A 25,190-nucleotide genomic window follows, 5' to 3' on the forward strand; every position below is an offset into this window, starting at 1 on the left:
CGGCGGCCACCGGGCCGACCCCCAGACATGGAAACGGGTGGGAGACCCGTGGTCTCCCACCCGTGGCTGGAGTGCGACGATCAGTCGTTGGTCGCCTCGGCGTTGGTGCACACCGTGTCGCCGCTGCTCGCGACGCCCAGCAGCGCGCCGACGTTCAGGTCGAGAACGTCGCACACGTTGATCTGGTTGTTGCTCAGCACGTCGTCGACGTTGATGAGGCCGATCTGGCTCGTGTTGTCGGTGATGTCCGTCTCCGACTCGCTCGGCGCGGTGGCGAAGGCGGGCGAGCCGATCATCAGCAGTCCGGCCGCGGCGGAGGCGACAATAGCAGTCTTCTTGAACACCTTAACCCATTCCTATCGACTCGAGTGACGTTTTTGCTGCGGGTCGGAAACTCCCGCAACCGCCAATGAATTTACAAGCCGACGGTCCTTCGCACACAACTGAATGCGGTTGTTGCGGCTCACCCTTTTTTGTCGTGACCCAGCTCACGTTCGCCACTGGATTAGAGTACGCAACTGCTCTGACCAGCGGAAATCGAAGATCATACACGTTGCGGAGAGTAATCGACAACCCTATAGGTCAAGGGTTGCCACTCATTACGGTGGCAACCATGATGCGAAACGTGTTGAACGCCGAGTTGGCAAATGACCTGATGGGATGAAAACAAGCGAAACAGGTTGCTGAAAACTCATTCACATTGTGCGGATGCCGGTGTGATGTCCGCGCAGGTGAGAGGGCTTTCCAGCCGGCTCCGGGTCGGTTCAGGCCGCCACGACGCCCAGGACGTCCTCGCCGTACTTCGCCAGCTTGTTCTGGCCGACGCCGTTGACCGCACCCAGTTCGTCCACCGACGACGGGCGCGTCGTGGCGATCTGCCGCAGCGTGGCGTCGTGGAAGATGACGTACGCCGGGACGCCCTGCTCCTTCGCCGTGGCCGCCCGCCAGGCGCGCAGCCGCTCGAACACGGCGCTCGCCTCCGCGTCCAGCTCCACCGACTCCGCCCGCTCGCGCGACGCGGTGGCGCGCGCCGAGCGCACCGCGGCTGCCGGATCCCGCCGCATCGGCACGGTGCGCCCCCGGTACAGCACGTCGTCGGCGGTCTCGGTGGTGACGAGGGTGCCGTAGTCGCCCTCCACGGCCAGCAGGCCCTGCGCCAGCACCTGGCGGATCACGGCACGCCACTCGCCGTCGGCGAGATCGGAACCGACGCCGAAGACCGACAACTCGTCGTGGCGGTGCTGGCTCACCTTCGCCGTGCGCTTGCCCCTGAGGATGTCCACGACCTGGCCCGCGCCGAACTTCTGGCCGCGCTCCCTGCGCAGCCGCACCACGGTGGACAGCAGCTTCTGCGCGGCCACCGTGCCGTCCCACGACTCGGGCGGGGACAGGCAGGTGTCGCAGTTTCCGCAGGGGGCGCCGTCCTGCCCGAAGTACGCCAGCAGCCGCACCCGGCGGCAGTCCACCGTCTCGCACAGCGCCAGCATGGAGTTCAGATGCGCGGCCAGCCGCCGCCGGTGCGCGGCGTCGCCCTCGGACGTGTCGATCAGCTTCCGCTGTGCCACCACGTCCGGCAGCCCGTACGCCAGCCACGCCGTCGACGGCAGCCCGTCCCGGCCCGCCCTGCCGGTCTCCTGGTAGTAGCCCTCCACCGACTTCGGCAGGTCGAGATGTGCGACGAAGCGGACGTCCGGCTTGTCGATGCCCATGCCGAACGCGATGGTGGCCACCACCACGAGGCCCTCCTCGCGCAGGAACCGAGCCTGGTGCCGCGCGCGGGTTCCCGCGTCGAGTCCGGCGTGATACGGCACGGCCGCCACGCCGTTGCGGGTGAGGAACTCGGCCGTCTCGTCCACCGAGCGGCGCGCCAGGCAGTACACGATGCCCGCGTCGCCCGCGTGTTCGGTGCGGAGGAAGTCGAGCAGCTGCTTGCGGGGCTCGCGCTTGGGCACGATCCGGTACTGGATGTTGGGCCGGTCGAAGCTGGACACGAACACGCGCGCCTGCTCCAGGTTCAGCCGGGTGGTGATCTCGGCGCGGGTCTCCGGCGTGGCCGTGGCGGTCAGCGCGATGCGCGGCACGTCGGGCCTGCGTTCGTGCAGCCGTGACAGCTCGAGGTAGTCGGGGCGGAAATCGTGTCCCCACTGCGACACACAGTGCGCCTCGTCGATCGCGAACACCGACACCGGCCCACGTTCGATGAGCCGCATCGCGCTCTCCGAGCGCAGTCGCTCCGGCGCGAGATAGAGGATGTCGAGCTCACCGGCGAGGAACTCGGCCTCCACCGTGCGCCGCTGCCCGGGGTCCTGCGTCGAGTTGAGGAACCCCGCCCGCACGCCCGCCGCGCGCAGCGCGTCCACCTGGTCCTGCATCAACGCGATCAGCGGTGAGATCACCACGCCGACACCGTCGCGGACGAGCGCCGGGATCTGGTAACACAGCGACTTCCCTCCGCCCGTCGGCATCAGTACCAGCGCGTCGCCGCCGTCGGTGACGTGGTCGACGATCTGCTGCTGGGTGTCGCGGAACGAGTCGTAGCCGAAGACGCGGCGGAGCACGTCGAGTGTCTGCGGATTCCCCACCCGCCGGATCCTAGGCGCGGATAGGGTGACGGGTCCCCCCGGCGCCGAAAGGAACCTCTCGATGGTCTCGTCGTCCCCCTCCGGTCAGACCCCGGCTCGGGTGCGCCTGCCCGGGATCAGCCCCCGCGCGTACGAACATCCCGTCGACCGCGGCGCACTCGCCACGCTGCGCCTGGTGCCCGGCTTCGCCGAGGTGCTCAAGGCCGTCTCGGGCTTCGTCCACGAGCGGGGCGAGCAGTTGCTGGCGCTCAGTTCGGCGCTGCGGGTCGGCCCGACCCAGTACCCGGAACTCGACGCGCTGCGGCGGGAGTGCGCGCACATCCTCGACCTCGACGAGGTGCCCGACGTGTTCGTCGCCCGGGGTGCCGAGCCGAACGCGATGGCCATCGGCATGCGCACGCCGTTCGTCGTGCTCACCACCGGCCTGGTCGAGCTGTTGGACACCGACGGGCTGCGCTTCGTGCTGGGCCACGAGTTCGGCCACGTGCTCTCCGGCCACGCGGTGTACCGCACCATGCTGCTGCGGCTGCTCGACCTGCGGCCGAGCATGTCGTGGAACCCGATGAGCGCGCTCGGACTCCGGGCCGTGCTCGCCGCGCTCACCGAGTGGTTCCGCAAGGCGGAGCTGTCGTGCGACCGGGCCGGGCTGCTCTGCGGGCAGGATTCGGCCGCCGCGCTGCGCACGCAGGTGCTCATGGCGGGCGGCATCGACCCGCGTCGGGTGGACATCGAGGCGTTCCTGCGGCAGGCCGACGAGTACGAGTCCGTGGACAGCATTCGCGACAGCATCGTGAAGTTGCGCAACATCGAGACGGTGGACCACCCGCTCGCGGTCGTGCGGGCGGCGCAGGTGCAGCGATGGGCGGCCTCCGAGGAGTACCGCGCGATCCTGGCCGGTGACTATCCGCGACGGGACGGCGAATCGCCGCACCGAGGCTGGGCCGAGGACGTGGGTGCCGCCGCGCGCTCGTACAAGGAGTCCCTCAGCGCGTCGGCCGACCCGTTGATGAGCGTGTTCGCCGAGGTGGGCAAGACCGTCTCGGGTGCGGCCGACACGGTGTGGAGCACGGTCAGGCGGCGCGGCGGTTCCTGAGCGCGGGTGGTCAGGAACTGCTCCGGTCCTGGAGCAACCGGGCGGTGGCCGGGTTCGTTCCGCCGCGTTTACGCGCGGGTACCCGTCGTGGGCGGTACCGGAGGGAGCGAGACGGCCATGCCACCACAGCAGGCGCGGACTCTGCGGGACCTGCTCGACGACGACGATCTGCGGGGTTTGCAGGAGTGGCTGGCCGAACACCAGCCCTACGAGATCGCCGACGAACTGGCCCGCGCCGACGAGGTGGAGGCCGTCCTGCTGTTCCGGCTGCTCGACAAGGACCGGGCGCTGACCGTTTTCGAGGAGCTCGAACCCACAGACCAGCACAAGGTGCTCTCCGGGCTGCGCGACACGGCGTTTCGGGACGTCGTCGAGCAGATGGACCCCGACGACCGCGCGCGGCTGCTCGGCGAGGCACCCGCGAAGTTCGCCCGGCACGTGCTCGCCGGGCTGAGCCCGCACGAGCGAGCCCTCACGGCCGCGCTGCTCGGCTATCCCGAGCACTCCGTCGGTCGCTACATGAGCCCGGAGACCGTGGCCGTGCGCTTCCATGTCACGGCCGAGCAGGCGCTGGCCGTGGTGCGGTCCCGCGGCGCCCACGCCGAGACGGTCTACACGCTGCCGGTGATCGACGACCGGCGCTGCTTCCTCGGCACCGTGTCCCTGCGCGACCTGGTGCTCAGCCCGCCGGAGCGGCCGGTGTCGGAGATCGTGGATCGGGACCGCCCACACGTCCACGCCACCGACGACGTGGAGGAGGCCGCGCGGCTGATGCAGGACACGAACGTGCTGGCACTGCCCGTGACCGACAGCGAGAACCGGGTGCTGGGACTGCTCACCATCGACGACGCCGTGGAGGTCATCGAGGCCGCCGACACGGAGGACATCGCGCGCCAGTCGGCATCGGCGCCGTGGAGCGGGCACTACATGTCCGCGGGGGTGGTGGAGCTGGCCCGGTCGCGGGCGGTGTGGCTGTTACTGCTGATCGTGGCGGCGACGCTGACGGTGAACGTGTTGCAGGTTTTCGAGGACACTCTGGCCAGCGTCACGGCGCTGGCCCTGTTCATCCCGCTGCTGGTGGGCACGGGGGGCAACGCGGGCGCGCAGGCGGCGACGGCGGCCGTGCGCGCGCTGGCGGTGGGGGAGGTGCGCAGCCGCGACGTGTTGCGCGTCGCGTGGCGCGAGTGCCGGGTGGGGCTCGTGCTCGGGGCGATGCTCGCCGTGGTGGCGCTGCTGATCGGCGCTCTCGTCGTGAACGTCACGGTGGCCGCGAGTGTGGCCGTCTCGCTGGTGATCGTGTGTGCGTGGGCCGCGACCATCGGCTCGACCATGCCGCTGCTGGCCAAACGCATCGGCATCGACCCCGCCGTGATCTCGGCACCGCTGGTGACCACGCTAGTCGACGCCACCGGCCTGATCATCTACTTCCTGGTGGCACAACTCGTGTTCGGCCTGTGACCTCGGTGAGACGCCGCGAAGGCCACCCTCACTGCGTCAGGCGCAGCGAGGGTGGCCTTCGCGGCACATGCCCTCAGGGGCGCACGGTCACAGCGTGATGCCGTGTGCCTGGAGCCAGGGCAGCGGGTCGATCTTCGCGCCGTTCTCGTGGATCTCGAAGTGCAGGTGCGGGCCGGTGGACTGGCCACGGTTACCCATCGTGGCGATCTGCTGGCCTGCCTCGACGCGCTGGCCGACGGCCACCAGTGACTGGTCGATGTGCCCGTACACCGTGATCAGGCCGTTGTCGTGCTGCACGCGCACCCACAGTCCGAAGCCGCTGGCGGGGCCGGACGAGATCACCGTGCCCGACATGGCGGACTTGATGGGAGTGCCGATGCTGTTGGCGATGTCCACGCCGTAGTGCGTGGTGCCCCAGCGGGCTCCGTAGCCGGAGGTGAAGGTGCCCTCCGCCGGCTTCACGATGCCGGGTGCGGCCGCGGGTGCGGCGCCACCGCCGTCGGCGGGAGCGGCCTCGGCCTCGGCCTGCTCCTGCTTCTTGGCTTCCTCGGCCTGCTTGCGCTCGTTCAGCTTGTCCAGTTCGGACTGTGCCTCGTCCTGGCGGCCGGTGGCCTGCTCGTGAGCCTGCTCGGCGTTGCTCTTGGCCTGCTTGGCCTTCGTGCCGTCGCGCTCGGCCGCGCCGACGGCGTCCTCGGCCTGCGAGACGGCCTCACGCTTGTTCTCGACTTCCTCGCCGAGCGAGTCGGTGACGTCGGAACCGAGGAAGGCGAGGACGGAGTCCACCATGCCGTCGAAGCTGAACCCGGCGGACTCGTGCTTCTGGACACGCTGCTCGGCCTTGCGCTGGTCGGACTCGGCCTTGTCGAGCTGCTTGCGAGCCTGGGCGAGCCGGTCCTGCGCCTTCGCGGTGGCCTGCTTCGCCTTGTCGTGGACGGACGTGGTGTTGTCCAGCTTCCGCTGGGCGTCGGCGACCTGGTTCTTCGCCTTCTCCAGTGCCTTCTCGGCGGAGGCGATCTGCTGGTCCAGCGACTTCTCACCGGACTGTTCGCTCTGCTTGGCCACGAGCGCGGTGCGTACGTCCTGCGACGAGGTTGCCGCGGCAGGATCGGCGAAGGCCACGCCCGGGGTCGAGATCAGCGTCAGGGAAGCGAGCAGCGCGATCGGCGCGGCCCGCCTGAGTTGACGCGCACGCATGTGCGACTCCAGTTGTGTCGGGGGAGAGCGCGCCGGTGGGGGGCCGGAGCACTCGGATCGGGGCACCAGCGACTATGCGCAGTGGCCGAGATCGCCTTCCACCAAACTTGATGTGCGCCACAACGATCCGGTTACTTTTGCGCCAACTTTCGGCGTGGCGTACTTGACTGCACACGAAGTGGTGGTCCATGCCACTGTCTGGTGACCCTCTGTGCTGGGCTACCCGGACGACAGAGGGTTTTCGCGCGCGGACGGACCTGACACACTCGTCGAGCACGTCGGTGGCACAGTGGTGATCAACAGGCCGCCGCCAGGGGAAAGGAGCCCGACGCAGTGCACGACACGGCGCAGGACACACCGCGAATTCCGCCGTCGGCCCGGCTCGACCCCACCAGACCCTCCGTGGCCCGCGTCTACGACGCCAGCCTCGGCGGCAAGGACAACTACGACATCGACCGTCGCGTGTTCGAGCAGGTCATGCAGGTCGCCCCCCATCAGGGTGACGTGAGCTGGATGAACCGGCGTTTCCTGGTGCGGGTCGTGCGCTACCTCACCGAACTGGCCGGTGTGGATCAGTTCCTCGACCTCGGCAGCGGCCTGCCCACGGTGCAGAACACGCACGAGGTCGCGCAGTTCAGCATCAGCGGCGCCCGCGTCGTCTACGTCGACAACGACCCCATCTGCAACGCCCACGGCCGGGCGTTACTGGAGGAGAACGAGCACACCCGCTTCGTCGAGGCCGACCTGACCGACCCCGCGTCCGTGCTGGGACACCCGGTGATCCGCCGCCACCTCGACCTCACGAAGCCCGTGGTGCTGATGCAGATCGGCACGCTGCATCACGTCTCCGACGCCGAGGACCCCGCGGCCATCATGCGCGCCTACGTGGAGGCGCTGCCCGCCGGATCGTATGTCGCGATGACTCACTTCTGGGACCCAGCCGACGCGGCACCCGAGTTGTCCCGGCAGGCGCACGAGCTGATGCGCAGGCTGCGGGACGCGGGCCTCGGGACCGGCTTCTGGCGCACCCGCGAGCGGATCGAGGAACTGCTCGCAGGGCTGGACCTGCTCCCGCCCGGTCTGGTCGAACTCGACGACTGGTGGCCCGCCGGGCCCCGCACGCGCGAGCCGTGGCCCGAGGAACACCTCATGCTCGGGGGCGTCGGCGTCAAGCGCTGACCCGCTCGGCCGGCGTGAGCGGCCGTGACTCCGAGTTACCCACTGCTAACATCGGTGTCGCGGACCGCGCACGGCGAGGAGAAGAACCTTGGCGACCATCTACGACGTGGCCCGGCACGCCGAGGTGTCGGTGGCCACGGTGTCGCGGGTGCTCAACGGAAGCTCGGTCGACCCGGCGATGGCCGAGCGCGTGACCCAGGCGGTCACGGCGCTGCGCTACCGGCCCAACCTCGTCGCCCGCAACCTGCGGACGCGCCGCACCCGCCTGTGGGCGGTGATCATCTCCGACGTGCGCAACCCGTTCTTCACCGACATGGTGCGCGGTATCGAGGACGTCGCCTCGGCCGAGGGCTATTCCGTCGTGCTGTGCAACAGCGACGAGGACGCGGCCAAGGAAGCCGACTACGTGGACGTGGCGCTGGCCGAGCGCATGGCCGGGGTCATCCTGTCGCCCTCGTCGGGTCGCACCACCCACATCAACTCGCTGGTCGGCGCAGGGTGCCCGGTGGTGCTCGTCGACCGTGAACTGGGCGGGGTGCGCGCCGACGCGGTGCTGACCGACAACGAGCAGGGCGCCGCGCTCGCCACGAGACACCTCGTGGAACAGGGCTTCGAGCGCATCGCGTGCGTCACCGGCCCCCAGGAGTACAGCACGGCCGCGCAACGCCTGCGTGGCTACCGGGCCGCGCTCGCCGAGGCGGGCCGCGACGAGGACGAGTCGCTGGTGCGCTTCGCCGACTTCCGCGAGCCCGGCGGCCACGCGGCGATGACATCCCTTCTGGACAGTCCGATGAGGCCGGACGCCGTGTTCGCGGCCAACAACCTCATGACGATCGGCGTCCTGCGCTGCCTGGCCGAACACGCGCTGTCCGTGCCCGCCGACGTCGGGGTGGTGGGCTTCGACGAACTGCCGTGGGCGGAGTTCGCGCGCCCCACCATCACGACCGTCGGCCAGCCGACCTACGACGAGGGCCGCGCGGCGGCCGAAGCACTGGCACGGCGCATCGGGAGCCCGGACACGGAACCGACGCGCACGGTGCTCTCGACGAGCCTGAACGTGCGGGAAAGCTCGCTGCGCGAGCGCTGAACCCCGGAGCGCGGGGGCCGCATCGATCTCGAACCGGCGACGGCCAAGCGCTGAGGTCGAGGGTGAACTCGCCAAGACCTACACCTTCCGCACCAGCTATGCACCGAACAGCGACCTGGTGGAGTCGACGACGATGCCGGCGTCGGGCGGTCTGGTGGCCGAGAAGATCTACCACGACTACAACGACCTGGGCCTGCCCACCGAGACCTACGGCATCGAGACCTACGCGCAGGAACACCTGTACTCGCCCTACGGGGAGACGCTGCGGCTGACGATGGGCGACGGTGGGCAGCGGGCCTGGGTGACGAACTACTTCAAGGAGGGCACGCGCCGGCTCGACCAGACCATCCTGGACCGCAACACGGAAAGCGGCTACCGGGTCGCGGATCGCAGCTACTCGTACGACCCGGCAGGCAACATCACCAGCATCGCCAACGCGCCGAAGGACGGGCCGCAGGATGTGCAGTGCTACGAGTACGACTACCTGCGCCGACTGACTTCGGCGCACACGCCTGCGTCGGGTGACTGTGCTGCGGAGCCGAGCGTGGCTGGGCTCGGTGGGGCCGCGCCGTACTGGGCGGAGTTCGGTTACGACGACTCCGGTAACCGGCTGTCGGAGACCAGACATGAGGAAGCTGGGGTCACGACTCGGTCCTACGAGTACCCGTCGGCCGGACAAGGGCAGCCGCACACGTTGACAGCGGTGACGGAGGAGGGCCCGGGCGGCACGTCGCGCGACGAGTTCTCTTATGACGCGGTGGGGAACACGACTTCACGCACGATTGCCGGGGACACCCAGCGGTTGGAGTGGGACGCGGAGAACCGGGTCTCGCGGGTGGAGCATGCGGACGGGTCGGAGAGTTCGTATGTGTATGACGCGGCGGGCAATCGCCTGTTGACCCGCGATCCGAAGCGGACGGTGCTGTTCCTACCGGGGATGGAACTGACGTTGGATGTCGAGTCGGGTGAGGTGAGCGGTAAGCGGTTTTACGAGCATGCGGGTACGACGGTGGCGGTGCGGTCGTCGGCTGGTGGCGTGACCATGCTGTTCGGTAATCATCAGGGCACGGCGACGGAGTCGGTCAAGTCGGAGTCGGGGTTGGGGGTGTCGAGGCGGTATTTCACGCCGTTTGGTGTGCCGCGGGGTGAGGTGCCGGGTTCGTGGCCGAGTGAGCATGGGTTTGTCGGGGGGACTCAGGATGTGTCGGGGTTGACGCATCTGGGTGCGCGGGAGTACGACCCGGTGACGGGGCGGTTCGCGTCGGTGGATCCGGTGATGGATGTGACGGATCCGCAGCAGATGAACGGTTATGGGTATGCGAACAGTTCGCCGGTGACGTTCAGTGATCCGTCGGGGTTGATGTGGGGTGCGGCGTGTGGCCCGGATGGGATTTTGTGTGGCAACACGTCGGGGATGGATCCGAAGGAGTACATCGAGACTCGCTCGTATTGGATGCGGTGGCGTGGTGATTCGCCTGCGGTGGTGGCGAGTTTTCAGCGGATTGCGTGGGATTCGTATGCTCCGCGGATCGCGCGTGAGAAGGTGTTGGAGGAGCAGGGGATCAGTGCCGCGGAGTATGAGGAGATGCGGGCGCTGGCGAATTCGAAGCAGAGTTTCTTCGATTATGTATTGGCGCAGTTGCCGGATCTGGCTGCTGATCTGACTGGTCTAACGGATATTGAGGATTGTTTTTCGGGGAGTTTCGGTTCGTGTGTGGCGGCGGTGGTGGGGGCGATCCCGGTCTCGAAGTTGCGGCATACGGGCAAGATCATTGATGCGGTCAAGGATGCGTTCCGGTGGCAGGACAAGGTTGAGGCTGCTCGGCGGAGTTTTCCGAAGTTGGCGGGGGCGATCGAGCAGGGCATCAACAAGCTCCGCAAGGACCCGGGGTGTAACAGTTTTGTTCCTGGGACGCGGGTGTTGTTGGCTGATGGGTCGAGTAAGCCGATCGAGGAGGTGGAGCTGGGCGATCGGGTGCTGGCCACTGACCCGGTGACCGGTGAGTCGGGGGCACGGAAGGTCGTGGCCACCATCACCGGCCAGGGCGTCAAGGACCTGGTCGAGGTCACGGTGACCGTGGAAGGGAAGTCCGGTGATCGGGTGGAGACCATCACCGCCACCGCGGAGCATCCGTTCTGGGTGGACGACCGCGGCCGCCACCTGTACCAACCCAGCGACGACCGCCCGTGGGGGCAGGCATCGGGCTGGTACGACGCCGAAGACCTCCACCCCGGCGACCACCTCCACACCCCAGACGGCGACCCAGCCCGCATCACCGCTATCGACACCCGCACCAGCACCACCACCGTCCACAACCTCACCATCAACGGCACCCACACGTACCATGTGGGAACAAAGTCTCTCCCGCTTCTTTCGCATAATGCTGGTGGCCAGAAATGCAGCGAGGTAATTCTTGATTCTTACGACAACTTTGAGCAAGCCCGCAACAGAGCTTTGGAGCTGTTGGGCGAGATTGACCCAGCCACTCGACGGCCGGTCGAGGGCAGGCTTGAATCTTCGCCATCCACATACGGCAAAGTTGTAGGGTTTGAAACTCAGGTAGACGGTGTGTATAAGAGGTTTCGCATGGATTTCGATCCGGCCAAGGGTGCACACATCAACGTAGAAATCGGAAAGGGAAGTTCGCGGCGTAAATGGGCAGTCCCTTGGCAGGGAAATGCATCGGACGTTTCGAAGCTTCTGGGGGGAAACGCATGAGTGAAAAACCTTCTTATGGAAGCAGGCCTGATCTTTTGCCTCAATCTCTCGTGAAAGTGGTGCGCGCGAGTGCAGGTAGTGGTCGACTTTTGGAGTGGGTTGGCCGGGCTGGTCTCGAACTCTTAGACGCAAGCGAGGATACACGGTATCAGCGAGAAAGTCTGGATTGCTTTACTCACAATTCCGATGGGTTAATCGCATGGGGGCTGGTCGATCAGGGTTCGATTCTTTATGAGGGTAATCTAGATAACCCAAACCCGTTGGGGCTGATTAAAGAATACGCACCGGATGCCGATATCGCGATCATCTTGTGGTCTAACGTGCTTCTCCCTAGTGTTAAACTGGATCTTGATGTTGCGCAGAATAAATTGCCTGAGTTGGCAAGGGTGGTCCGAGAATTCTGGATATATCTTCCTGTTAATAGTGTAATAATAGAGCATGCTTTTCATGGCTCCGTGACCGTGGCTCGCGTGCGCAGCCATCGCTAGACCGTGTCCTATGCGGTGAGGCGGAGCGAGCGTTTGTGGCACTACAGGGCTGTGGCCAAGGTGAGAAAGACCAGTTATTTGCGGGGATGGCGTTCGTGCCTGGTGAGATCACCTCGGTGCCGGTTCCTGAACTGATCTTGGTCGGCTGGGGTGGTGCGGAGATGAGAGGGGACTCCTGGTAGATCGGGTGGTGTCTAGTCAACCGTCCTACCGAGGAGTCCCGGGTGCCATCGTGCCCGAATTCATCGATCAGTCGCGCGCGGGGTCAGCACTGTTGCCTGCTAGCCACCTCGCACCAGCCTTCCCGCAGGTCACGGCGGTATCCATCGCACACCACCGATGCGCAGTGGGCGATCATCGAACCGTTGCTGCCCGCCCCGGATTGGTTGGCCGGACATGGTGGACGCCGGGCCAAGCACTGCCGCCGCGAGATCGTGGACGCGATCTTCTACCAGGTCGACAACGGCATCACATGGCGAGCCCTGCCAGCGGACTTCCCACCCTGGTCCACCGTGTACAACCACTTCGCGGCATGGGAATCCGCCGGGGTCACTCAGGACATGCTCGACGGGCCGCGTGACCGTGTCCGCCTGGCCGAAGGACGCAACGCCGCACCCAGCGCGGGCAGCATCGACTCGGCCTCGGTGAAAGCCTCCGAGACCGTCGGGGCCGCAAGCCGCGGGTTCGACGCGGGCAAGAAGATCAATGGCCGTAAGCGTCATATCGCCGTCGACACGCTCGGCCTGCTGATCTGCGTGCTGGTCACCACCGCCGGCGTGCAAGATCGTGTCGCCGCACGCAACCTGCTGGCTCGGCTACGGTATGTCTGCCCGAGCATCCGGCACCTGTGGGCCGACTCCGGCTACACCGGCACCCTCATCACCTGGGCCAAAGCGTTGTTCGGAGTCGGCATCGACATCGACATCGTGGCCAAACTCGCAGGTCAAACCGGCTTCGTCGTACTGCACCGCCGATGGGTCGTCGAAAGAACCCTGGCCTGGATCAACCAACACCGCCCGCTGCGTACGCGACTACGAACGCCTCCCCGAACACCACGAAGCCCGCTGGGCCATGATCCACACCACCACCAGCAAACGCCTCACACGAGTTTAGGAACAAGCTCTGCGTGGGGCATCCGGCAACCCGCCAGCCGGATGCCCCACGAACTCGCTACCCGCCCAGCTTCACGTCACCGCAGAGATGCACGGCCACTCCGAGGCGGGCGAACAGTGCTGCCTTGACCTCCAGCGCCTGGTCGGCGGTGGCGGCGTCGGGGGCGTAGGCGATCTGCACGTGGTTGGCCTTGTGGCGCGCCATGAACTGGTCGCGGTCGACCCCGTGGAGCACGACGTGCGCGATGGGCCATTCCGGGTTGGTGGCTTCCTTGCGCCTGCGGGTTTCCTCCTCGGACAGCTCCACCACGCTGGCCCGGCCGATGTCGACATGGAGACTTCCCTCGGCGATGTAGACGCGGGACCACACCAGCTCGCCCGGCTTGGACACGCCGTTGATCGTGGCGCCGCCCGCGGGGAAGAACACGTTGCCCTGCCGCCAGCCCTCGGCGTCGACGTAGCCGTTCGGGAAGTGCGACGGCGGCACCGAGCCCGAGATCTCGTACACCCACACGAACTCGCCGTCGTACTCGTCGCCCCAGCGCACGTCGTGCAGGGTGGTGGCGGGGTCGAGGTCCAGCGCCGTCCACACGCGGTTGGTCACGAGCGCGTCCACGGCGGCGCCCTCGTCGACCTCGTTGAAGTGCGGCAGCGGCCGACCTTCCCACAGCACGCGCGAGCCGTCCCGGCTGGTCACCGGGGGGCGCAGGGCGTTGTTGAGCAGGCCCTCGGGCAGGTCGGACGCGGGCGCGAGGTCCTTGAGTCCCTGCTGGTACTGGATGCCGACCGCGTCGAGGCCGAAGTCGTCGCTGATGCGCAGCGCCGCGATGTACATCTTGTACTGCCAGCGCAACTGGTTCTCGGTCAGTTCCGTGGCTTCGTCGGTACCCAGCCGGAACGTCATCCCGGCCTCGGTGAGCCACCGGCCCACGGCGTCGGCCTCCGCGTCGGGCACCCGCTGCATCTCCGCCCACAGCGCGCTCTGCGACAGCCGTTCCTTGTAGATGCCGATGGGGTTGAGCAGCTCGTCGTCGATGATCGCGTTGTACATGCCCATGCAGCCCTCGTCGAACACGCCGATGATGGCCTTGTCCTTCAGCAGGCGCTCGGCGAGTGTGCGGCCGAGTTCGGCGGCGGGCGTGGCGGGCAGCTCGGGCAGGTCACGCACGTGTGAGGTGTCGTGGGCGATGGTGCCGGTCTTCAGCCACGACCGGATGCCGTCCTGGAACCAGGTGTCGCTGCCGTCGACCGTCCAGATGGTCGAGTACGGCTTGTTCATCTTCGTGAGCCCGGCGTTGAGCCCGAGCAGGCCGACCAGCCCCGGCCACGCGCCCGCGAAGTTCGCCACCGTGAGGATGGGGCCCTCGTGGGTGCGCAGCCCGGCGAGCACGTGGTGGCTGTACTGCCACACGGCCTCGGCCACGATCAGCGGAGCGTCGGCCGGGATGTTGCCGAACACGCGCAGTCCCATGCGCTGGCTGGAGATGAACCCGTGCCCGGTCTCGGGGTCGACGTCGTTGGCCCGCACGACCCGCCAACCCTGCGCGGCCAGCGCGTCGGTGACCACGCGCTCCAGCTCCACCTGCGTGGGCCAGCCCGCGACGTTGGCCGATTCGCGCAGGTCGCCGCTGGCGACGAGGTACGCGGTGCGTTCCGGTGTGGACAGAGTCATGACTCTCCTTCGCGGGAGCGGGCTCGTTGGTGTTGCGCCAGGACGTGCACGACGTCCCGGCTCGCCGGGTACAGCGCCCGGTACTGCTCGTAGAGCGCGTCGTAGGTGTCGCGGACCGCAGGGTCCGGCTCACACACACGCGCGGGTGGGTTCCACTCGGCCATGCGGACGTCGTCGACCAGGCCGGCCGCGAGGAACGCCGCGCCGTAGCTGGCGCCGATGGTGACGCTCGGAACGGTCTGCGCCATGCCCGTGACGTCGGAGACGACCTGCGTCCACAGCGCGCCCTGGGTGCCGCCGCCCACGGCCACGGCCCGCGAGATCTCGGCTCCGACCTCGTGCAGCGACTCGATGTTGTGCCGCACGCCGAACGCCGTCGCCTCCAGCACCGCGCGGTAGAGATCGCCGCGCGTGTGGCTCAGGGTGAGTCCCGCGACGACACCTCGCGCGTCCGGATCGAAGATCGGGGTGCGCTCGCCCGCGAAGTAGGGCAGCACGAGCAGCCCGTTCGCCCCCGCGCCGGAGGCCGCCGCCTCGGCGAGCAGGGTGGAGTAGTCGGTGCCGCCGGTCAGCTCCCGCAGCCACGCCGTGATCGCCCCCGAGGTCGCCATGCCGCCCGCGAGGTTGCGCGTGCCGGGCAGGGCGCCCAGCGTGCCCCACATGGCCGGGGTCGTCAGCCGCTCGCGGACGGTGTTGACCAGGAACATCGTGGTGCCGTACATGATCATGAGGTCGCCGGGGCGCTGCGCGTCGACGCTGACCGCCTCCGACCACGCGTCGATGGTTCCGGTGATCACCGGGACTCCGGCGGGAATGCCGCCGACCTCGTGGGTCGTGACCCCGGCTGCCTCGCCCGGCCACCGCAGCGGCGGCAGCTCCAGGTCGGGGCAGATGTGGCGCGCCCAGCCGTCGTGCCAGGTGTTGTCCACCGTGTCGAACAGCGGGGTGCACTGGCTCGCCGAGTGGTAGTCGAGCACGTACTCGCCGGTCAGCCGGTACGCCAGCCAGGAGCTCGGCATGAACAGCCGTCGCGCGCGGGCGGTGGTGCCGGGCTCGGTGTCGGCGAGCCAGCGCAGTTTCGGGCCCACCGCCTGGCTGGACAGCATCGACCCGCAGCGCTCGAAGATCGCCTCGGCGCCCAGCTCGTCGTTGAGGGCGTCGATCTGGGCGCTCGCGCGCGTGTCGACGCCGTACAGGATCGCGGGCCGCAGCGGTGTCCCGTCGTCGTCGGTGACCACCACGCACGGGCCCATTCCGCTGACCCCGACGGCCGCGACCTCGACGTCGCCGGGCGCGGTCAGCTCGCTCGCCAGCTCCACGAACTCTCGCCACCAGACCTGCGCGTCCATCTCGACGTGGCCGGGCGCGGGGCGGTCGACGGTGTGTTCGCGCACGGCCGTGCGCACCAGCCGCCCTTCCGGGTCGACCAGTACGCCCTTGCTGCTGGAGGTGCCGATGTCGACCCCGAGGTACGCGCGCCGTCGCATGCTCGGCAGCGTCTCAGAAATCGATTACTGACACAACCTCGTCGACGCGTTGTCACCCGCTTGCTACAGTCTCCGCATGCCCAGGCAGTTCTACCTCTGAGACGACCGCGCACAGCGCAACCGCCGTCGTGTGACGACGGCTTACTTGCCATGCCCGAGTCAGTTCTCATTCCTGGGAGTTCTTCTTGTCTCACATCCTGATGGTCGCCGTGGGCGCCCACGGTCATCTGAACCCGCACCTGCCCGTCCTGGCTGAGCTCGTCGAGCGGGGGCACCGCGTCAGCGTCTCGGTGCCCGAGTCGTTCGCCGACATCGCCGCGTCGTCCGGCGCCACCCCGATCGTCATCTCGTCCGACCTGCCCGACGAGACCAAGAACGAGCAGTGGCCCGAGGGCGGAGTCGAGGCGATGGACCTGTTCCTCGACGAGGGGCGCGGAGTCCTGCCGCAGCTGGAGGCCGCGCTCGCCGACGACCGGCCCGACGCGGTGCTCTACGACATCGGCGGCTACGCGGGCCGTGCGCTGGCCCACCGCTGGAACCTGCCGCTGTTGCAGCTGTCGCCGTCGATGGTGGCGTGGGAGGGCTACGAGGCCGACATGGCCGAGGCGCGGGCCTTCCTCGACACCCCCGAGGGCAAGGAGTTCCTGAGCCGGTTCGACCGGTGGCTCGCCGAGATCGGCATCGAGTCGACCTTCGACGAGTTCACCGGGCGACCACCCCGCTGTGCGGTGTTGCTGCCCAAGGCCATGCAGCCCAACGCCGACCGGGTCGACGAGTCCGTGTACACGTTCGTGGGGCCGTCGCTGGATCGGCGCCCCCACCAGGGCGAGTGGCCGGAGTCCGACCGGCCCCTGCTGCTCGTGTCGCTGGGGTCGGCCTACACCGACCGGGCGGAGTTCTACCGCGCGTGTATCGAGGCGTTCACCGGGCTCGACTGGCAGGTGGTCATCTCCATCGGCCGGTACGTCGACCCGGCCGAGTTCGGTGAGGTTCCGCCTAACATCGAGCTGCACCGCTGGGTGCCGCAACTCGCGGTGCTGTCGCGGGCGTCGGCGTTCGTCACCCACGCCGGAATGGGCGGCTGCTCGGAAGGGCTGTATCACGAGGTGCCGATGGTCGCCGTGCCGCAGGCCGTCGACCAGTTCTTCAACGCCCACTGCCTGGTCGAGCTGGGCGTGGGTACGCAGCTCTCGGCGGACGAGGTGACGCCGGAGGCGTTGCGGGAGGCCGTGCTGTCGGTCGCCGGATCGCCGGTGGTGGCCGAGAACCTCGCTCGCCACGGCGCCGAGTTGCGCGAGGCGGGTGGTGCCGCCGCGGCGGCGGACATCGTGGAGCGCATGCTCTGATCCGCGAGTCAGGCGGCGAAGCGCTGGTCGTGTTTCATCAGTCCTCTCCGTGCGAGCGGGGTGTGGCGTGGATGAGCCGCAAGGCGGAGGAGGAGCTGATAGCAGCGCTATCGGCGACGACGACAACGCGGCGGATCGCCGCGCCAGGCCCCGCGCAGCCGGTACGCGGGACTGGTGAAACACGACCTACAGGAGTCCGCGCTTCGCCGCCTGCACGCCGGCCTGGAAGCGGGTCGTCGCACCCAGCCGGTCGAGCAACGCGGTGACCCGCCGCACCACGGTGCGCCGCGAAAGATCGAGCCTGCGGGCGATCGCGTCGTCGGTCGCGCCCGCCGCCATCAGCGTGAGGATCGCACGATCCTGCTCGCGCAGATCGTGTTCGCCCGCCACCTCCGTGACCGGCATCCCGAGTGTCCACAGTGTTTCGAAAACCGCGGACAGCGCCCGCAGCAGCGGCGAGGCGTGGATGAGAAGCGCCCCTTCCAGCCCGGCACGATCCGGCTCCGGCACCAGCAACGCGACGTCCTCGTCGCCGAGGGTGAGCTTCACCGGCAGTTCCGCGAGCACCCGGACCTGCTCCCCGCGTGCGGCCATCCTGGTCATCGCGGCGAACAGTTCCGGGTCACCGTAGACGGCCTGGCCGTACACGGTCCGGTAGCGGAGTCCTTCGGCCATGCGGCGCGTCTGCGTGTGTTCCTGCGCGCGAAAGTCGGCGGGCGCGCTGTAGTACGGCGGCCGGTCGAGCCAGCGCACCTGCTCGCGCGCCCGCTCCTGGAGCCGCGCGGTCAACCGCAGCAACGTCTCCGGGTGCTCCACCGGGGCGACCGTGCGGAACGGCCCGGCCGCCGCCTTCGCCTGGTGGTGCAACCGGTCGAGCTCGGCGCCCGCCCGCCACAACCGGGCCCTGCGGTCCTCCTCCTCGGCCAGCGCCATGGACAGCACACGGTCGGGCGGCGCGGCCTCCCAGCACGCACCCGTGCGCAGGGCGAGGTCGCGTTCGGCGAGGTCGGCCAGCACCCGTTCGACGGTGGGTTCGGGCAGCCCGGTGTGCTCGGCGAGGCGGCGGTGATCCGAACGGGCCAGTACCGTCAGGGCGCGGTACACCCTGCCGTGGTCGCTGTCGGGGACGAGGACGTCGAGCACGGATTCCTTCCGTTCCGACGGGCGAGCCCGGGGATTGTTCTCCCAGCGTAGGGCCGCCGGGCAGCGCGCCACAACAGCCGATGGTCGCGAACCGGTCTACCCCGCTACCTCCCGATCGGCCAGCCCGCTCAGAGCACGAGGCAGCGGGGCGAGATGCAGCACGACGAGCCGCTGGGTGGCTCGGGTGAGGGCGACGTAAAGCTCCGCCGCACCGCGAAGGCCGTCGGCGAGGATGCGTTCCGGCTCCACCACCAGGACGGCGTCGAACTCCAGCCCCTTCGTGTCCGACACCGGCACCGCTGCCGGGACGTCCGGCGGGCCGATCACCACGCTGGTGCCCTCGCGGTCGGCCTCCTCCCGGACGAACGCCTGGATGGCGCCGGGCACGTCGTCCCTGGTGACGCGGCGGGCCCAGGGGCGGACCCCACTCGCGCGCACCGACTCCGGTGGCCGTGTTCCGGGAGCGAACTCGGCGAGCACCTCGCCGGCGACCGCCATGATCTCCGACGGCGTGCGGTAGTTGACCGTCAGCGACCGGTGGACCCAGCGTCCGGGGACGTGGGGCTCCAGCATCTCGGCCCACGAGTTCGCCCCGGCCGCCGACCGGCGCTGAGCGAGGTCGCCGACCACCGTGAACGAGCGGGCCGGGCAGCGCCGCATCAGCACTCGCCAGTCCATCGCGGACAGCTCCTGTGCCTCGTCCACCACGACGTGCCGGTAGGTCCAGTCGCGGTCCGCGGCGGCGCGCTCGGCCAGCTCCCGGGTATCCCGCTCGACGAAGCGATCCGCCAGATCCTCGGCGTAGAGCAGGTCGGTGGCGAACAGGTGGTCGTCGTCGTCCATGGACTCCGTGCGATCGACGAGGCCGTCCAGCACCCCGGCCGCGTAGGTGGCCTCGGCCTGCCGTTGCCGTTCCACGGCGGCTTTCGCCGAGTTCTCGGCGGCCTTGTCGCGGCCAAGCAGCTCCATCAGCTCGTCGAGCAGCGGCACGTCCGGCACCGTCCAGGCGTCGCCCTCGGCGCGCCACAGCGAGGGGTCGGCGCCTGCCGCACGCAGCCGTTCCGGGCAGGAGTACAGCTCGGCCAGCACCGTCTCGGGAGTCAGGACCGGCCACAGCTCGTCCAGCGTGGCGGTGAACGCCTCGTTCTCCGCGAGTTCGGTGAGCAGCCCCGCCCGCAGGTCCTCCCACGCCTCCCGGTCGTCGCGGTTCAGCCAGCCGCGCCCGATACGCGAGATGGCCCGTTCGGTGAGCGCCCACGTGACGATGTCGGTGAACACCGTACGGGCCTCGTTGTGGGGCAGCCCGCTGTCCCGGGCCTCCTGCCGGGCCCACTCGGCGACGTCGGCATCGAGCCGTGCCGTGACGTCGGCAAGTGGGACGTGGACCGAGTGCTCCGGCAGCCGTTGCCGGTCGGCGACCGCCGCCGCCAGCACGTCCGGCATCGCCGGTGAGCCCTTGAGCCGCGCGATCTCCGGCTCGTCCTCGGCGGTGACACGCAGTCCGGGCAGGAGGCCGCCGGGGGTGGTGAACACCACGTCGGACTCGCCCAGCGACGGCAGCACCCGGCCGATGTGGTGCAGAAACGCCGGATTGGGCCCGACCACGAGCACCCCGTGCCGTTCCATCCGCTCGCGTTGGGTGTAGAGCAGGTAGGCGACCCGGTGCAGAGCCACCACGGTCTTGCCGGTGCCGGGTCCACCCTCGACCACGAGCACTCCCGGATGGTCGAGCCGGATGATCTCGTCCTGCTCGGCCTGGATGGTCGCCACGATGTCGCGCATACCGTCCCCGCGTGGCGCGCTGACCGCCGCGAGCAGGGCGGCGTCGCCCCGAGCGGTGCCGTCGAGGGCATCGGCGAGGTCCTCCTCGCCAGGGCGGCCGAACACCTCGTCGGTGAACTCCACCAGCCGCCGCCCGCGGCTGTGGAACTGCCGGCGCCTGCGCGTGTTCTCCGGCGACGCGGCCGTGGCGACGTAGAACGGGCGGGCGGCCGGTGCCCGCCAGTCGAGCAGCACCGGCTCGTAGTCGTTGTCCTCGTCGACGAGACCGATCCGGCCGATGTAGGTCGTCTGGCCCGACCGGTCGTCCAGCCTGCCGAAGCACAGTCCCTCGTCCGCCACGGCAAGCCGCCGACGTTGCCGGGCCTGTGCGCGTACCTCGACGTCGCGTTCCATGGGCGTGCCGCCGGTTCCGCGCAGCGCGGCCCGGTACTCCCGCTCCACGCGGGCGCGCTCGGCGTCGAGCCGCTCGTGCAGCCCTGCCACGTGGTCGCGCTCGGCCCGCAGTTCCCTCTCGTACCCCTGAGTTGACACGTTCCCCTCATTCTGGCTATTCTGGTGACAGCAGTCGGCGAATTCTTCTTGTTTTGGAAGAATGCGCCGACTTTCTATTGTCTCCTTTGTGTCAAGCCCCTTCTTCGCTCCGAGCGGCGCGTGCTGTGCGCATTCCTGGCGCACCTGCGCGATGGCGCACGTGCGCCACTGGCGAAACCTGGTCCGAACCCCCGGGCCGTTGGCAGTATCCAAGATCCGCCAATGAGAAGGGGTGAGAACTATGCGCAAGCCGATTCGCGCTGCCGTGGCGGCCGCTTTCACGGTCCTGCTCACCGTGCCGATGACCGGCGCGGTGGCCGCGGCAGGTACCACCGGCACCGTCGGCACCTCCGGTACCACAGCCGCCGCCGCGGTCGGCACCACCGCCGACACCGCGCTGCCCGTCGCCGGAGCACAGCGGTCGACGGCGGGGGAGGTCATCCTCAACGTCGACTACCAGGTACAGGAGACCGGCTACTGGTGTGGACCCGCCGCCACCCGCATCGCGCTGTCAGCACGTGGGGTGTACCGGAGTCAGGCCGCTCTCGCCGCCGAACTCGGTACGCACGTCGGCGGCACCGACCACATCGGTCAGGTCACGCGAGTGCTCGGTAACTACGTCGGGTGGTACGAGACCAAGGAGATGCCCAACGATCCGCCCACACAGGCACAGAAGGACCTGTTGTGGCGCGACATCGTGTTGAACATCAACAACAATTACCCGATCGTGGCGAACATCGTCGCCCCGCCCGGGAACCAACCGCCCGGATACCCGCCCAACCAGACGATCTACCACTACTTCACGGTGATCGGCTACGACGACGTGAACGGTACCGTGCTGATCGCCGACCCGGCGTCGTTCGGTGGATACCAGTTCTACTGGTTGACCTTCGACCACCTCGCCTCCCTCATTCCGCCCAAGGGCTACAGCGCCTGACGGCGGAAAGGACACCATGCGCATCGTGAAGAAGTCCGCCGTGACCAAGGCAGGCGCGGCGTTGGCCGGTGTACTCACGGCCGCCACCGCCGCCACCGCTGTCGCCGCTCCGGCGGCCCAGGCACAGCAGAGTGCCGCGTGCCCGGACACGGCCGTGTTCCAGACCGACGGCTACGGGCACGGCGAGACGTTGACCAACTGGAACAACTCGGCGTTCAACGCGAACCCGCCCGCGGGCTGGGACATCGTTCAGGTGCCCTACGAGGACGGCGTTTTCCCCGGGCTGGACCGGTTGGCGCTGGACGAGGCCGTCGCGGGCGGTGCGGCGGCGCTCGACGGTGCCGTTCGCGACTTCCATGCCTCCTGCCCGGGCTCGCGGCTGGTGCTCTCCGGATACTCCGAGGGCGCGCTCGTGGCGGGCGACGTGCTGGAGACACTGGCCCGGACGAACGACATCCCGCACCACCTGGTCCACGGCGTGCTCTACGGCAACCCGAGGCGGGCGTTCGGCGACGGCGGTGCCGGGGGAGTGGCGGGCGGAATCGAGACCAACCTGCCGACGATCCTGCCCGGAGTCACCATGCGAGGCGGGCACGACTTCGGCGACCTCGCCGTCCACGACGTCTGCAACGAGAACGACGGCATCTGCAACTCCACCAACATGATCACCAACTTGGCGGCGTTCGCGAACGGGCTCGTGGGCTACGCCAGTGGTGACCACGGCTACGTCCTCGACCCGGCTCGCGATCTCGGTTCGGGGCAGACCCTGCACCGCCAGCCGCAGCGGGTACCGCACGGTGCGCCGTTGCCGATCCCGGTCGGCACGCCGTGGCAGATCCAGCAACTGCTGGGCGACAATGTCGGCGCGCGCGACGCCGTGCGCACGGCACGCGACCAGCTCGCCGGGCTCGTCGGGCAGGACACGCTCGACCAGCTGGCGCAGAGCTCACCCTGGTACCGCCTTATCCAGGAGGCGTGACACCGCGCTGGCCACCACGGTGCCGCCCCACGGGCCGAAGGTCCGGGGCGGCACCGTCACGTCTCGGGCAGCGACCGCCGGACGAAGTCGCCGACCAGCGCGTCGAGGTCCCTGTCGGCCAGCACGCCCGGCAGCGTGAGGTGTTCCAGGATCAGCCCGGTCATCGCGTAGTACAGCAGCACGGTCGTCAGGTCGTCGCCCGGGAGCTCGCCCTCGCGGTGACCCCGGACGTTGGCCTCCAGGTTCTCGCGTAGCGCCGTGGTGAGCGTGGCGCGCAGCTCGGGACGCCGCGTGGCTTCCAGCCGCAGTTCCAGCAGCGCGAGCCAGCCGGTGCGGTCGTCGGCGATGCGGTGCAGCAGGAGGCGCATGAACTGGGTGAGCAGCGCGGCGGGGTCCGATTCGGTGCCCTCGCCCGCGTCCACCGCTACCCGCACGTGAATGCGCTCGGCGGCGTGTCGTAGCAGGTCGTCGCGGTTGGTGAAGTAGTTGGACGCGGTCCCCGTGGGCACCCCGGCCTCGGTGTCGACGGCGCGAAAGGTCAGTCCCCGCGCGCCGTGGGTGGCGAGGACGTCGATCGCGGCGTCGACGAGTGCCGTTCTCCGCTCCGGGTTCGTGACCAAGGGTGCCTCCCGTGTCGCTTGACAACCACTGCATGCATAGTACTACATTCGAAGTACTTCAAGTGCAGTGGTGAGGAGCGACCATGCGAAAACTGACCTACCTGGTGGCGGCGACCATCGACGGCTACATCACCGACCCCGGAGGCGCCAACCCGGACTTCTTCGTGCTGGACGGCGAGCACGCGCAGCCCTTGCGCGACGAGTATCCCGAGATCATCCCGACCCACGCGCGCGAGATGCTCGGGCTCGGCGGGAAGCCCAACCGGCACTTCGACACCGTCCTGCAAGGACGGCACAGCTACGAGATCGGGCTCCGGGAAGGCATCACCAACGCCTACCGGCACCTGCGCAGCATCGTGTTCTCCACGACGATGACCGACAGTCCCGACTCGACGGTCGAGCTGGTGCGCACCGATCCGCTCACGCGCGTGCGCGAGCTCAAGCGCGAGGAGGGCGCGGGCATCTGGCTGTGCGGTGGGGGCACCATCGCCGCCGCACTCCGCGACGAGATCGACGAACTCGTCGTCAAACTGCACCCCGTGGTGGCGGGTGACGGAATCCCGCTGTTCCACGGCGGCGGGTTCGCGCCCCAGCGCTACGAACTGGCGGACTCGGCCGCTTACGGCAGCGGCGTGGTGGTGCTGACCTACCGGACGCGCACGTGACGGGGAGTCAGACCCCGGTGGTGCCGTCGATCCGCTCGCGAATCAGGTCCGCGTGACCGCAGTGACGCGCGTACTCGGCGATCATGTGCTGGTAGATCCAGCGCACCGACACCGCGCCGAAGGGCAGTGACCGGGTCTCGTCGAGCGACAGACCCGCACACCGCTCTCGGGCGGCGGCCACCTCGGCCTTCCACGTGGCCAGCGCATCCTCGAACGCCAGGTCTCCGGAGACATCGAAGCCGCCGTCGTTGCCGTCCGCCTCGCGTGGGGCGAACAGCGACGGCACGTCCTCATCGACAAGCACCCGGTGGAACCAGTTCCGCTCCACCTCCGCCGCGTGCTGGACGAGGCCCTGCAACGTCAACGGCGACGGCGGCACGGCAGCCGTGCGCAGCTGGTCGTCGGAAAGTCCCTCGCAGCGCAGGGCCAGCGTGGCGCGGTAGAAGTCGAGCCAGCTCTCCAGCATCGTGCGCTCGTCGGCGGTGGGGGGCGGCATGGTGCGGTCGGTGGTCATGGTGGCGATGCTGCCACAGGGTTCCGACAGTCCCGGCCGCGTCAGGACGTGAGGTGGGTCTGCAACAGCCGGGGCGAGGTACCAAACCCACGCCGGCAGTACGCCGAGATGGCGCGGAAGCTGGAGTGGACGGTCACCCGCTCCAGCCCCAGCTCCCTCGCCAGCTCCAGCAGGGCGTCGATCAGTTGACCGCCCAGCCCCGCGTCCCGTTCGCCGGGCACGACGTACACGCACTGCACGTCGCCCGACAGGCGCTCGGGTACCAGCGGGGTCGGCACCCGCTGTACGAGCGCCAGCCAGCCCATGCCGAAGACGGTGTCGTCGCGTACCAGGACCAGGCAACGATGCGACGTGGAGTTGCGGCGGGCCCATGCGGTGAAGTGCTCGACGAAGTCCTCGCCCGATCCCGCGACGCGCTCGCCGGTCTCGCGCAGCCACCACCAGCGCAAGCGGGCCACCGCGGGGAAGTCGTCCGCGGCGGCGGGACGGACGACGGGGCGCGAATCGGTGTCCATGCCGACCATCGTGCGCGAGAATGCCCGCTCGGTGCACCGAGTTTTCCACAGGTCGCACCCGCCCTTGCCCGGTGCGGGAGGCGGGGG

Annotated in this window: 21 protein-coding genes; 11 read left to right on the forward strand and 10 right to left on the reverse strand. The window is 68.8% G+C overall.

Annotated elements, in window-relative coordinates:
• Positions 1-80 precede the first annotated feature (80 nt).
• Both FFT09_RS11910 and recQ read right to left on the reverse strand, forming a co-directional pair.
• Positions 81-344: a hypothetical protein gene (locus FFT09_RS11910; RefSeq protein WP_024875159.1), complete on the reverse strand. Its 264-nt coding sequence runs from the start codon at positions 342-344 to the stop codon at positions 81-83.
• Between the two features lie 420 nt (positions 345-764).
• Positions 765-2,582 (reverse strand): DNA helicase RecQ, encoded by a 1,818-nt coding sequence (gene recQ, locus FFT09_RS11915; protein ID WP_138382716.1) that lies wholly within the window; start codon positions 2,580-2,582, stop codon positions 765-767.
• Between the two features lie 61 nt (positions 2,583-2,643).
• Here recQ and FFT09_RS11920 point away from each other — a divergent pair, with 61 nt between their 5' ends.
• Both FFT09_RS11920 and mgtE read left to right on the forward strand, forming a co-directional pair.
• Positions 2,644-3,675: a M48 family metallopeptidase gene (locus tag FFT09_RS11920; RefSeq protein WP_138382718.1), complete on the forward strand. Its 1,032-nt coding sequence runs from the start codon at positions 2,644-2,646 to the stop codon at positions 3,673-3,675.
• Positions 3,676-3,792: 117 nt separating this feature from the next.
• Entirely contained in the window at positions 3,793-5,133 is a 1,341-nt protein-coding gene (gene mgtE / locus FFT09_RS11925) for a magnesium transporter (protein WP_081191681.1), read from the forward strand.
• An 87-nt stretch (positions 5,134-5,220) separates the two neighbouring features.
• Here mgtE and FFT09_RS11930 read toward each other — a convergent pair whose 3' ends face one another.
• Positions 5,221-6,327, reverse strand: coding sequence for a M23 family metallopeptidase (locus FFT09_RS11930; protein WP_138382720.1), 1,107 nt, complete (start codon positions 6,325-6,327; stop codon positions 5,221-5,223).
• A 333-nt stretch (positions 6,328-6,660) separates the two neighbouring features.
• Here FFT09_RS11930 and FFT09_RS11935 point away from each other — a divergent pair, with 333 nt between their 5' ends.
• The 5 genes from FFT09_RS11935 to FFT09_RS11955 all read left to right on the forward strand — a co-directional run bounded on the left by FFT09_RS11935 (position 6,661) and on the right by FFT09_RS11955 (position 13,041).
• Positions 6,661-7,506 carry an SAM-dependent methyltransferase gene (locus FFT09_RS11935; protein ID WP_024875152.1) on the forward strand — a complete coding sequence of 282 codons (846 nt, stop codon included), beginning with the start codon at positions 6,661-6,663 and terminating at the stop codon, positions 7,504-7,506.
• An 88-nt stretch (positions 7,507-7,594) separates the two neighbouring features.
• Entirely contained in the window at positions 7,595-8,593 is a 999-nt protein-coding gene (locus FFT09_RS11940; RefSeq protein WP_138382722.1) for a LacI family DNA-binding transcriptional regulator, read from the forward strand.
• 118 nt (positions 8,594-8,711) lie between these two features.
• Positions 8,712-11,312, forward strand: coding sequence for an RHS repeat-associated core domain-containing protein (locus FFT09_RS11945; RefSeq protein ID WP_244231329.1), 2,601 nt, complete (start codon positions 8,712-8,714; stop codon positions 11,310-11,312).
• Complete coding sequence (locus FFT09_RS11950) at positions 11,309-11,800, forward strand: hypothetical protein (RefSeq protein WP_138382723.1); 492 nt, start codon at positions 11,309-11,311, stop codon at positions 11,798-11,800. The genes FFT09_RS11945 and FFT09_RS11950 overlap by 4 nt, the downstream gene beginning before the upstream one ends.
• A 224-nt stretch (positions 11,801-12,024) precedes the next feature.
• Positions 12,025-13,041 (forward strand): IS5 family transposase, encoded by a 1,017-nt coding sequence (locus FFT09_RS11955; protein WP_208544410.1) that lies wholly within the window; start codon positions 12,025-12,027, stop codon positions 13,039-13,041.
• On the opposite strand, the gene FFT09_RS11960 is transcribed toward FFT09_RS11955, so the two are convergent.
• On the reverse strand, positions 12,971-14,584 hold the full coding sequence (locus FFT09_RS11960; protein ID WP_081191678.1) for a fucose isomerase: 1,614 nt from the start codon (positions 14,582-14,584) through the stop codon (positions 12,971-12,973). The genes FFT09_RS11955 and FFT09_RS11960 overlap by 71 nt on opposite strands.
• Entirely contained in the window at positions 14,581-16,071 is a 1,491-nt protein-coding gene (locus tag FFT09_RS11965) for an FGGY-family carbohydrate kinase (protein ID WP_138382724.1), read from the reverse strand. Before FFT09_RS11965 ends, FFT09_RS11960 begins: the two co-directional genes overlap by 4 nt.
• A 200-nt stretch (positions 16,072-16,271) precedes the next feature.
• Between FFT09_RS11965 and FFT09_RS11970 the strand changes: the two genes are divergently transcribed.
• Entirely contained in the window at positions 16,272-17,417 is a 1,146-nt protein-coding gene (locus FFT09_RS11970) for a macrolide family glycosyltransferase (protein WP_208544434.1), read from the forward strand.
• 186 nt (positions 17,418-17,603) lie between these two features.
• Here FFT09_RS11970 and FFT09_RS11975 read toward each other — a convergent pair whose 3' ends face one another.
• Positions 17,604-18,560, reverse strand: a complete 957-nt coding sequence (locus tag FFT09_RS11975; RefSeq protein WP_081191675.1) for a helix-turn-helix transcriptional regulator — start codon at positions 18,558-18,560, stop codon at positions 17,604-17,606.
• A gap of 96 nt (positions 18,561-18,656) precedes the next feature.
• A complete protein-coding gene (gene helR / locus FFT09_RS11980; RefSeq protein ID WP_208544411.1) occupies positions 18,657-20,873 on the reverse strand; it encodes an RNA polymerase recycling motor ATPase HelR in 2,217 nt (738 codons plus the stop codon).
• Positions 20,874-21,114: 241 nt separating this feature from the next.
• Here helR and FFT09_RS11985 point away from each other — a divergent pair, with 241 nt between their 5' ends.
• On the forward strand, positions 21,115-21,810 hold the full coding sequence (locus FFT09_RS11985; protein ID WP_081191674.1) for a C39 family peptidase: 696 nt from the start codon (positions 21,115-21,117) through the stop codon (positions 21,808-21,810).
• 16 nt (positions 21,811-21,826) lie between these two features.
• Positions 21,827-22,789 (forward strand): cutinase family protein, encoded by a 963-nt coding sequence (locus tag FFT09_RS11990; RefSeq protein WP_138382727.1) that lies wholly within the window; start codon positions 21,827-21,829, stop codon positions 22,787-22,789.
• Positions 22,790-22,845: 56 nt separating this feature from the next.
• Here FFT09_RS11990 and FFT09_RS11995 read toward each other — a convergent pair whose 3' ends face one another.
• A complete protein-coding gene (locus tag FFT09_RS11995) occupies positions 22,846-23,409 on the reverse strand; it encodes a TetR/AcrR family transcriptional regulator (protein ID WP_081191672.1) in 564 nt (187 codons plus the stop codon).
• Positions 23,410-23,492: 83 nt separating this feature from the next.
• On the opposite strand from FFT09_RS11995, the gene FFT09_RS12000 reads away from it, so the two are divergent.
• Complete coding sequence (locus tag FFT09_RS12000) at positions 23,493-24,074, forward strand: dihydrofolate reductase family protein (protein ID WP_138382729.1); 582 nt, start codon at positions 23,493-23,495, stop codon at positions 24,072-24,074.
• A gap of 7 nt (positions 24,075-24,081) precedes the next feature.
• Here the strand turns inward: FFT09_RS12000 and FFT09_RS12005 are convergent, their stop codons facing one another.
• Positions 24,082-24,588: a DinB family protein gene (locus tag FFT09_RS12005; protein ID WP_244231332.1), complete on the reverse strand. Its 507-nt coding sequence runs from the start codon at positions 24,586-24,588 to the stop codon at positions 24,082-24,084.
• A 41-nt stretch (positions 24,589-24,629) separates the two neighbouring features.
• Complete coding sequence (locus FFT09_RS12010; protein ID WP_138382731.1) at positions 24,630-25,103, reverse strand: GNAT family N-acetyltransferase; 474 nt, start codon at positions 25,101-25,103, stop codon at positions 24,630-24,632.
• Between the last annotated feature and the right edge of the window lie 87 nt (positions 25,104-25,190).

Origin of the sequence: Saccharomonospora piscinae, assembly GCF_005862235.1 — a bacterium.
GTDB classification, from domain to species: Bacteria; Actinomycetota; Actinomycetes; order Mycobacteriales; family Pseudonocardiaceae; genus Saccharomonospora; species Saccharomonospora piscinae.

Excerpts from the sequence above, each read along its gene's own strand:
- FFT09_RS12005 (WP_244231332.1), bottom strand. The coding sequence starts at position 24,588 with ATGACCACCGACCGCACCATGCCGCCCCCCACCGCCGACGAGCGCACG.
- FFT09_RS11965 (WP_138382724.1), bottom strand. The coding sequence starts at position 16,071 with ATGCGACGGCGCGCGTACCTCGGGGTCGACATCGGCACCTCCAGCAGC.
- FFT09_RS12000 (WP_138382729.1), top strand. The coding sequence starts at position 23,493 with ATGCGAAAACTGACCTACCTGGTGGCGGCGACCATCGACGGCTACATC.
- FFT09_RS11985 (WP_081191674.1), top strand. The coding sequence starts at position 21,115 with ATGCGCAAGCCGATTCGCGCTGCCGTGGCGGCCGCTTTCACGGTCCTG.
- FFT09_RS12010 (WP_138382731.1), bottom strand. The coding sequence starts at position 25,103 with ATGGACACCGATTCGCGCCCCGTCGTCCGTCCCGCCGCCGCGGACGAC.
- FFT09_RS11990 (WP_138382727.1), top strand. The coding sequence starts at position 21,827 with ATGCGCATCGTGAAGAAGTCCGCCGTGACCAAGGCAGGCGCGGCGTTG.
- FFT09_RS11970 (WP_208544434.1), top strand. The coding sequence starts at position 16,272 with ATGGTCGCCGTGGGCGCCCACGGTCATCTGAACCCGCACCTGCCCGTC.
- FFT09_RS11950 (WP_138382723.1), top strand. The coding sequence starts at position 11,309 with ATGAGTGAAAAACCTTCTTATGGAAGCAGGCCTGATCTTTTGCCTCAA.
- FFT09_RS11930 (WP_138382720.1), bottom strand. The coding sequence starts at position 6,327 with ATGCGTGCGCGTCAACTCAGGCGGGCCGCGCCGATCGCGCTGCTCGCT.
- mgtE (WP_081191681.1), top strand. The coding sequence starts at position 3,793 with ATGCCACCACAGCAGGCGCGGACTCTGCGGGACCTGCTCGACGACGAC.
- FFT09_RS11960 (WP_081191678.1), bottom strand. The coding sequence starts at position 14,584 with ATGACTCTGTCCACACCGGAACGCACCGCGTACCTCGTCGCCAGCGGC.
- FFT09_RS11920 (WP_138382718.1), top strand. The coding sequence starts at position 2,644 with ATGGTCTCGTCGTCCCCCTCCGGTCAGACCCCGGCTCGGGTGCGCCTG.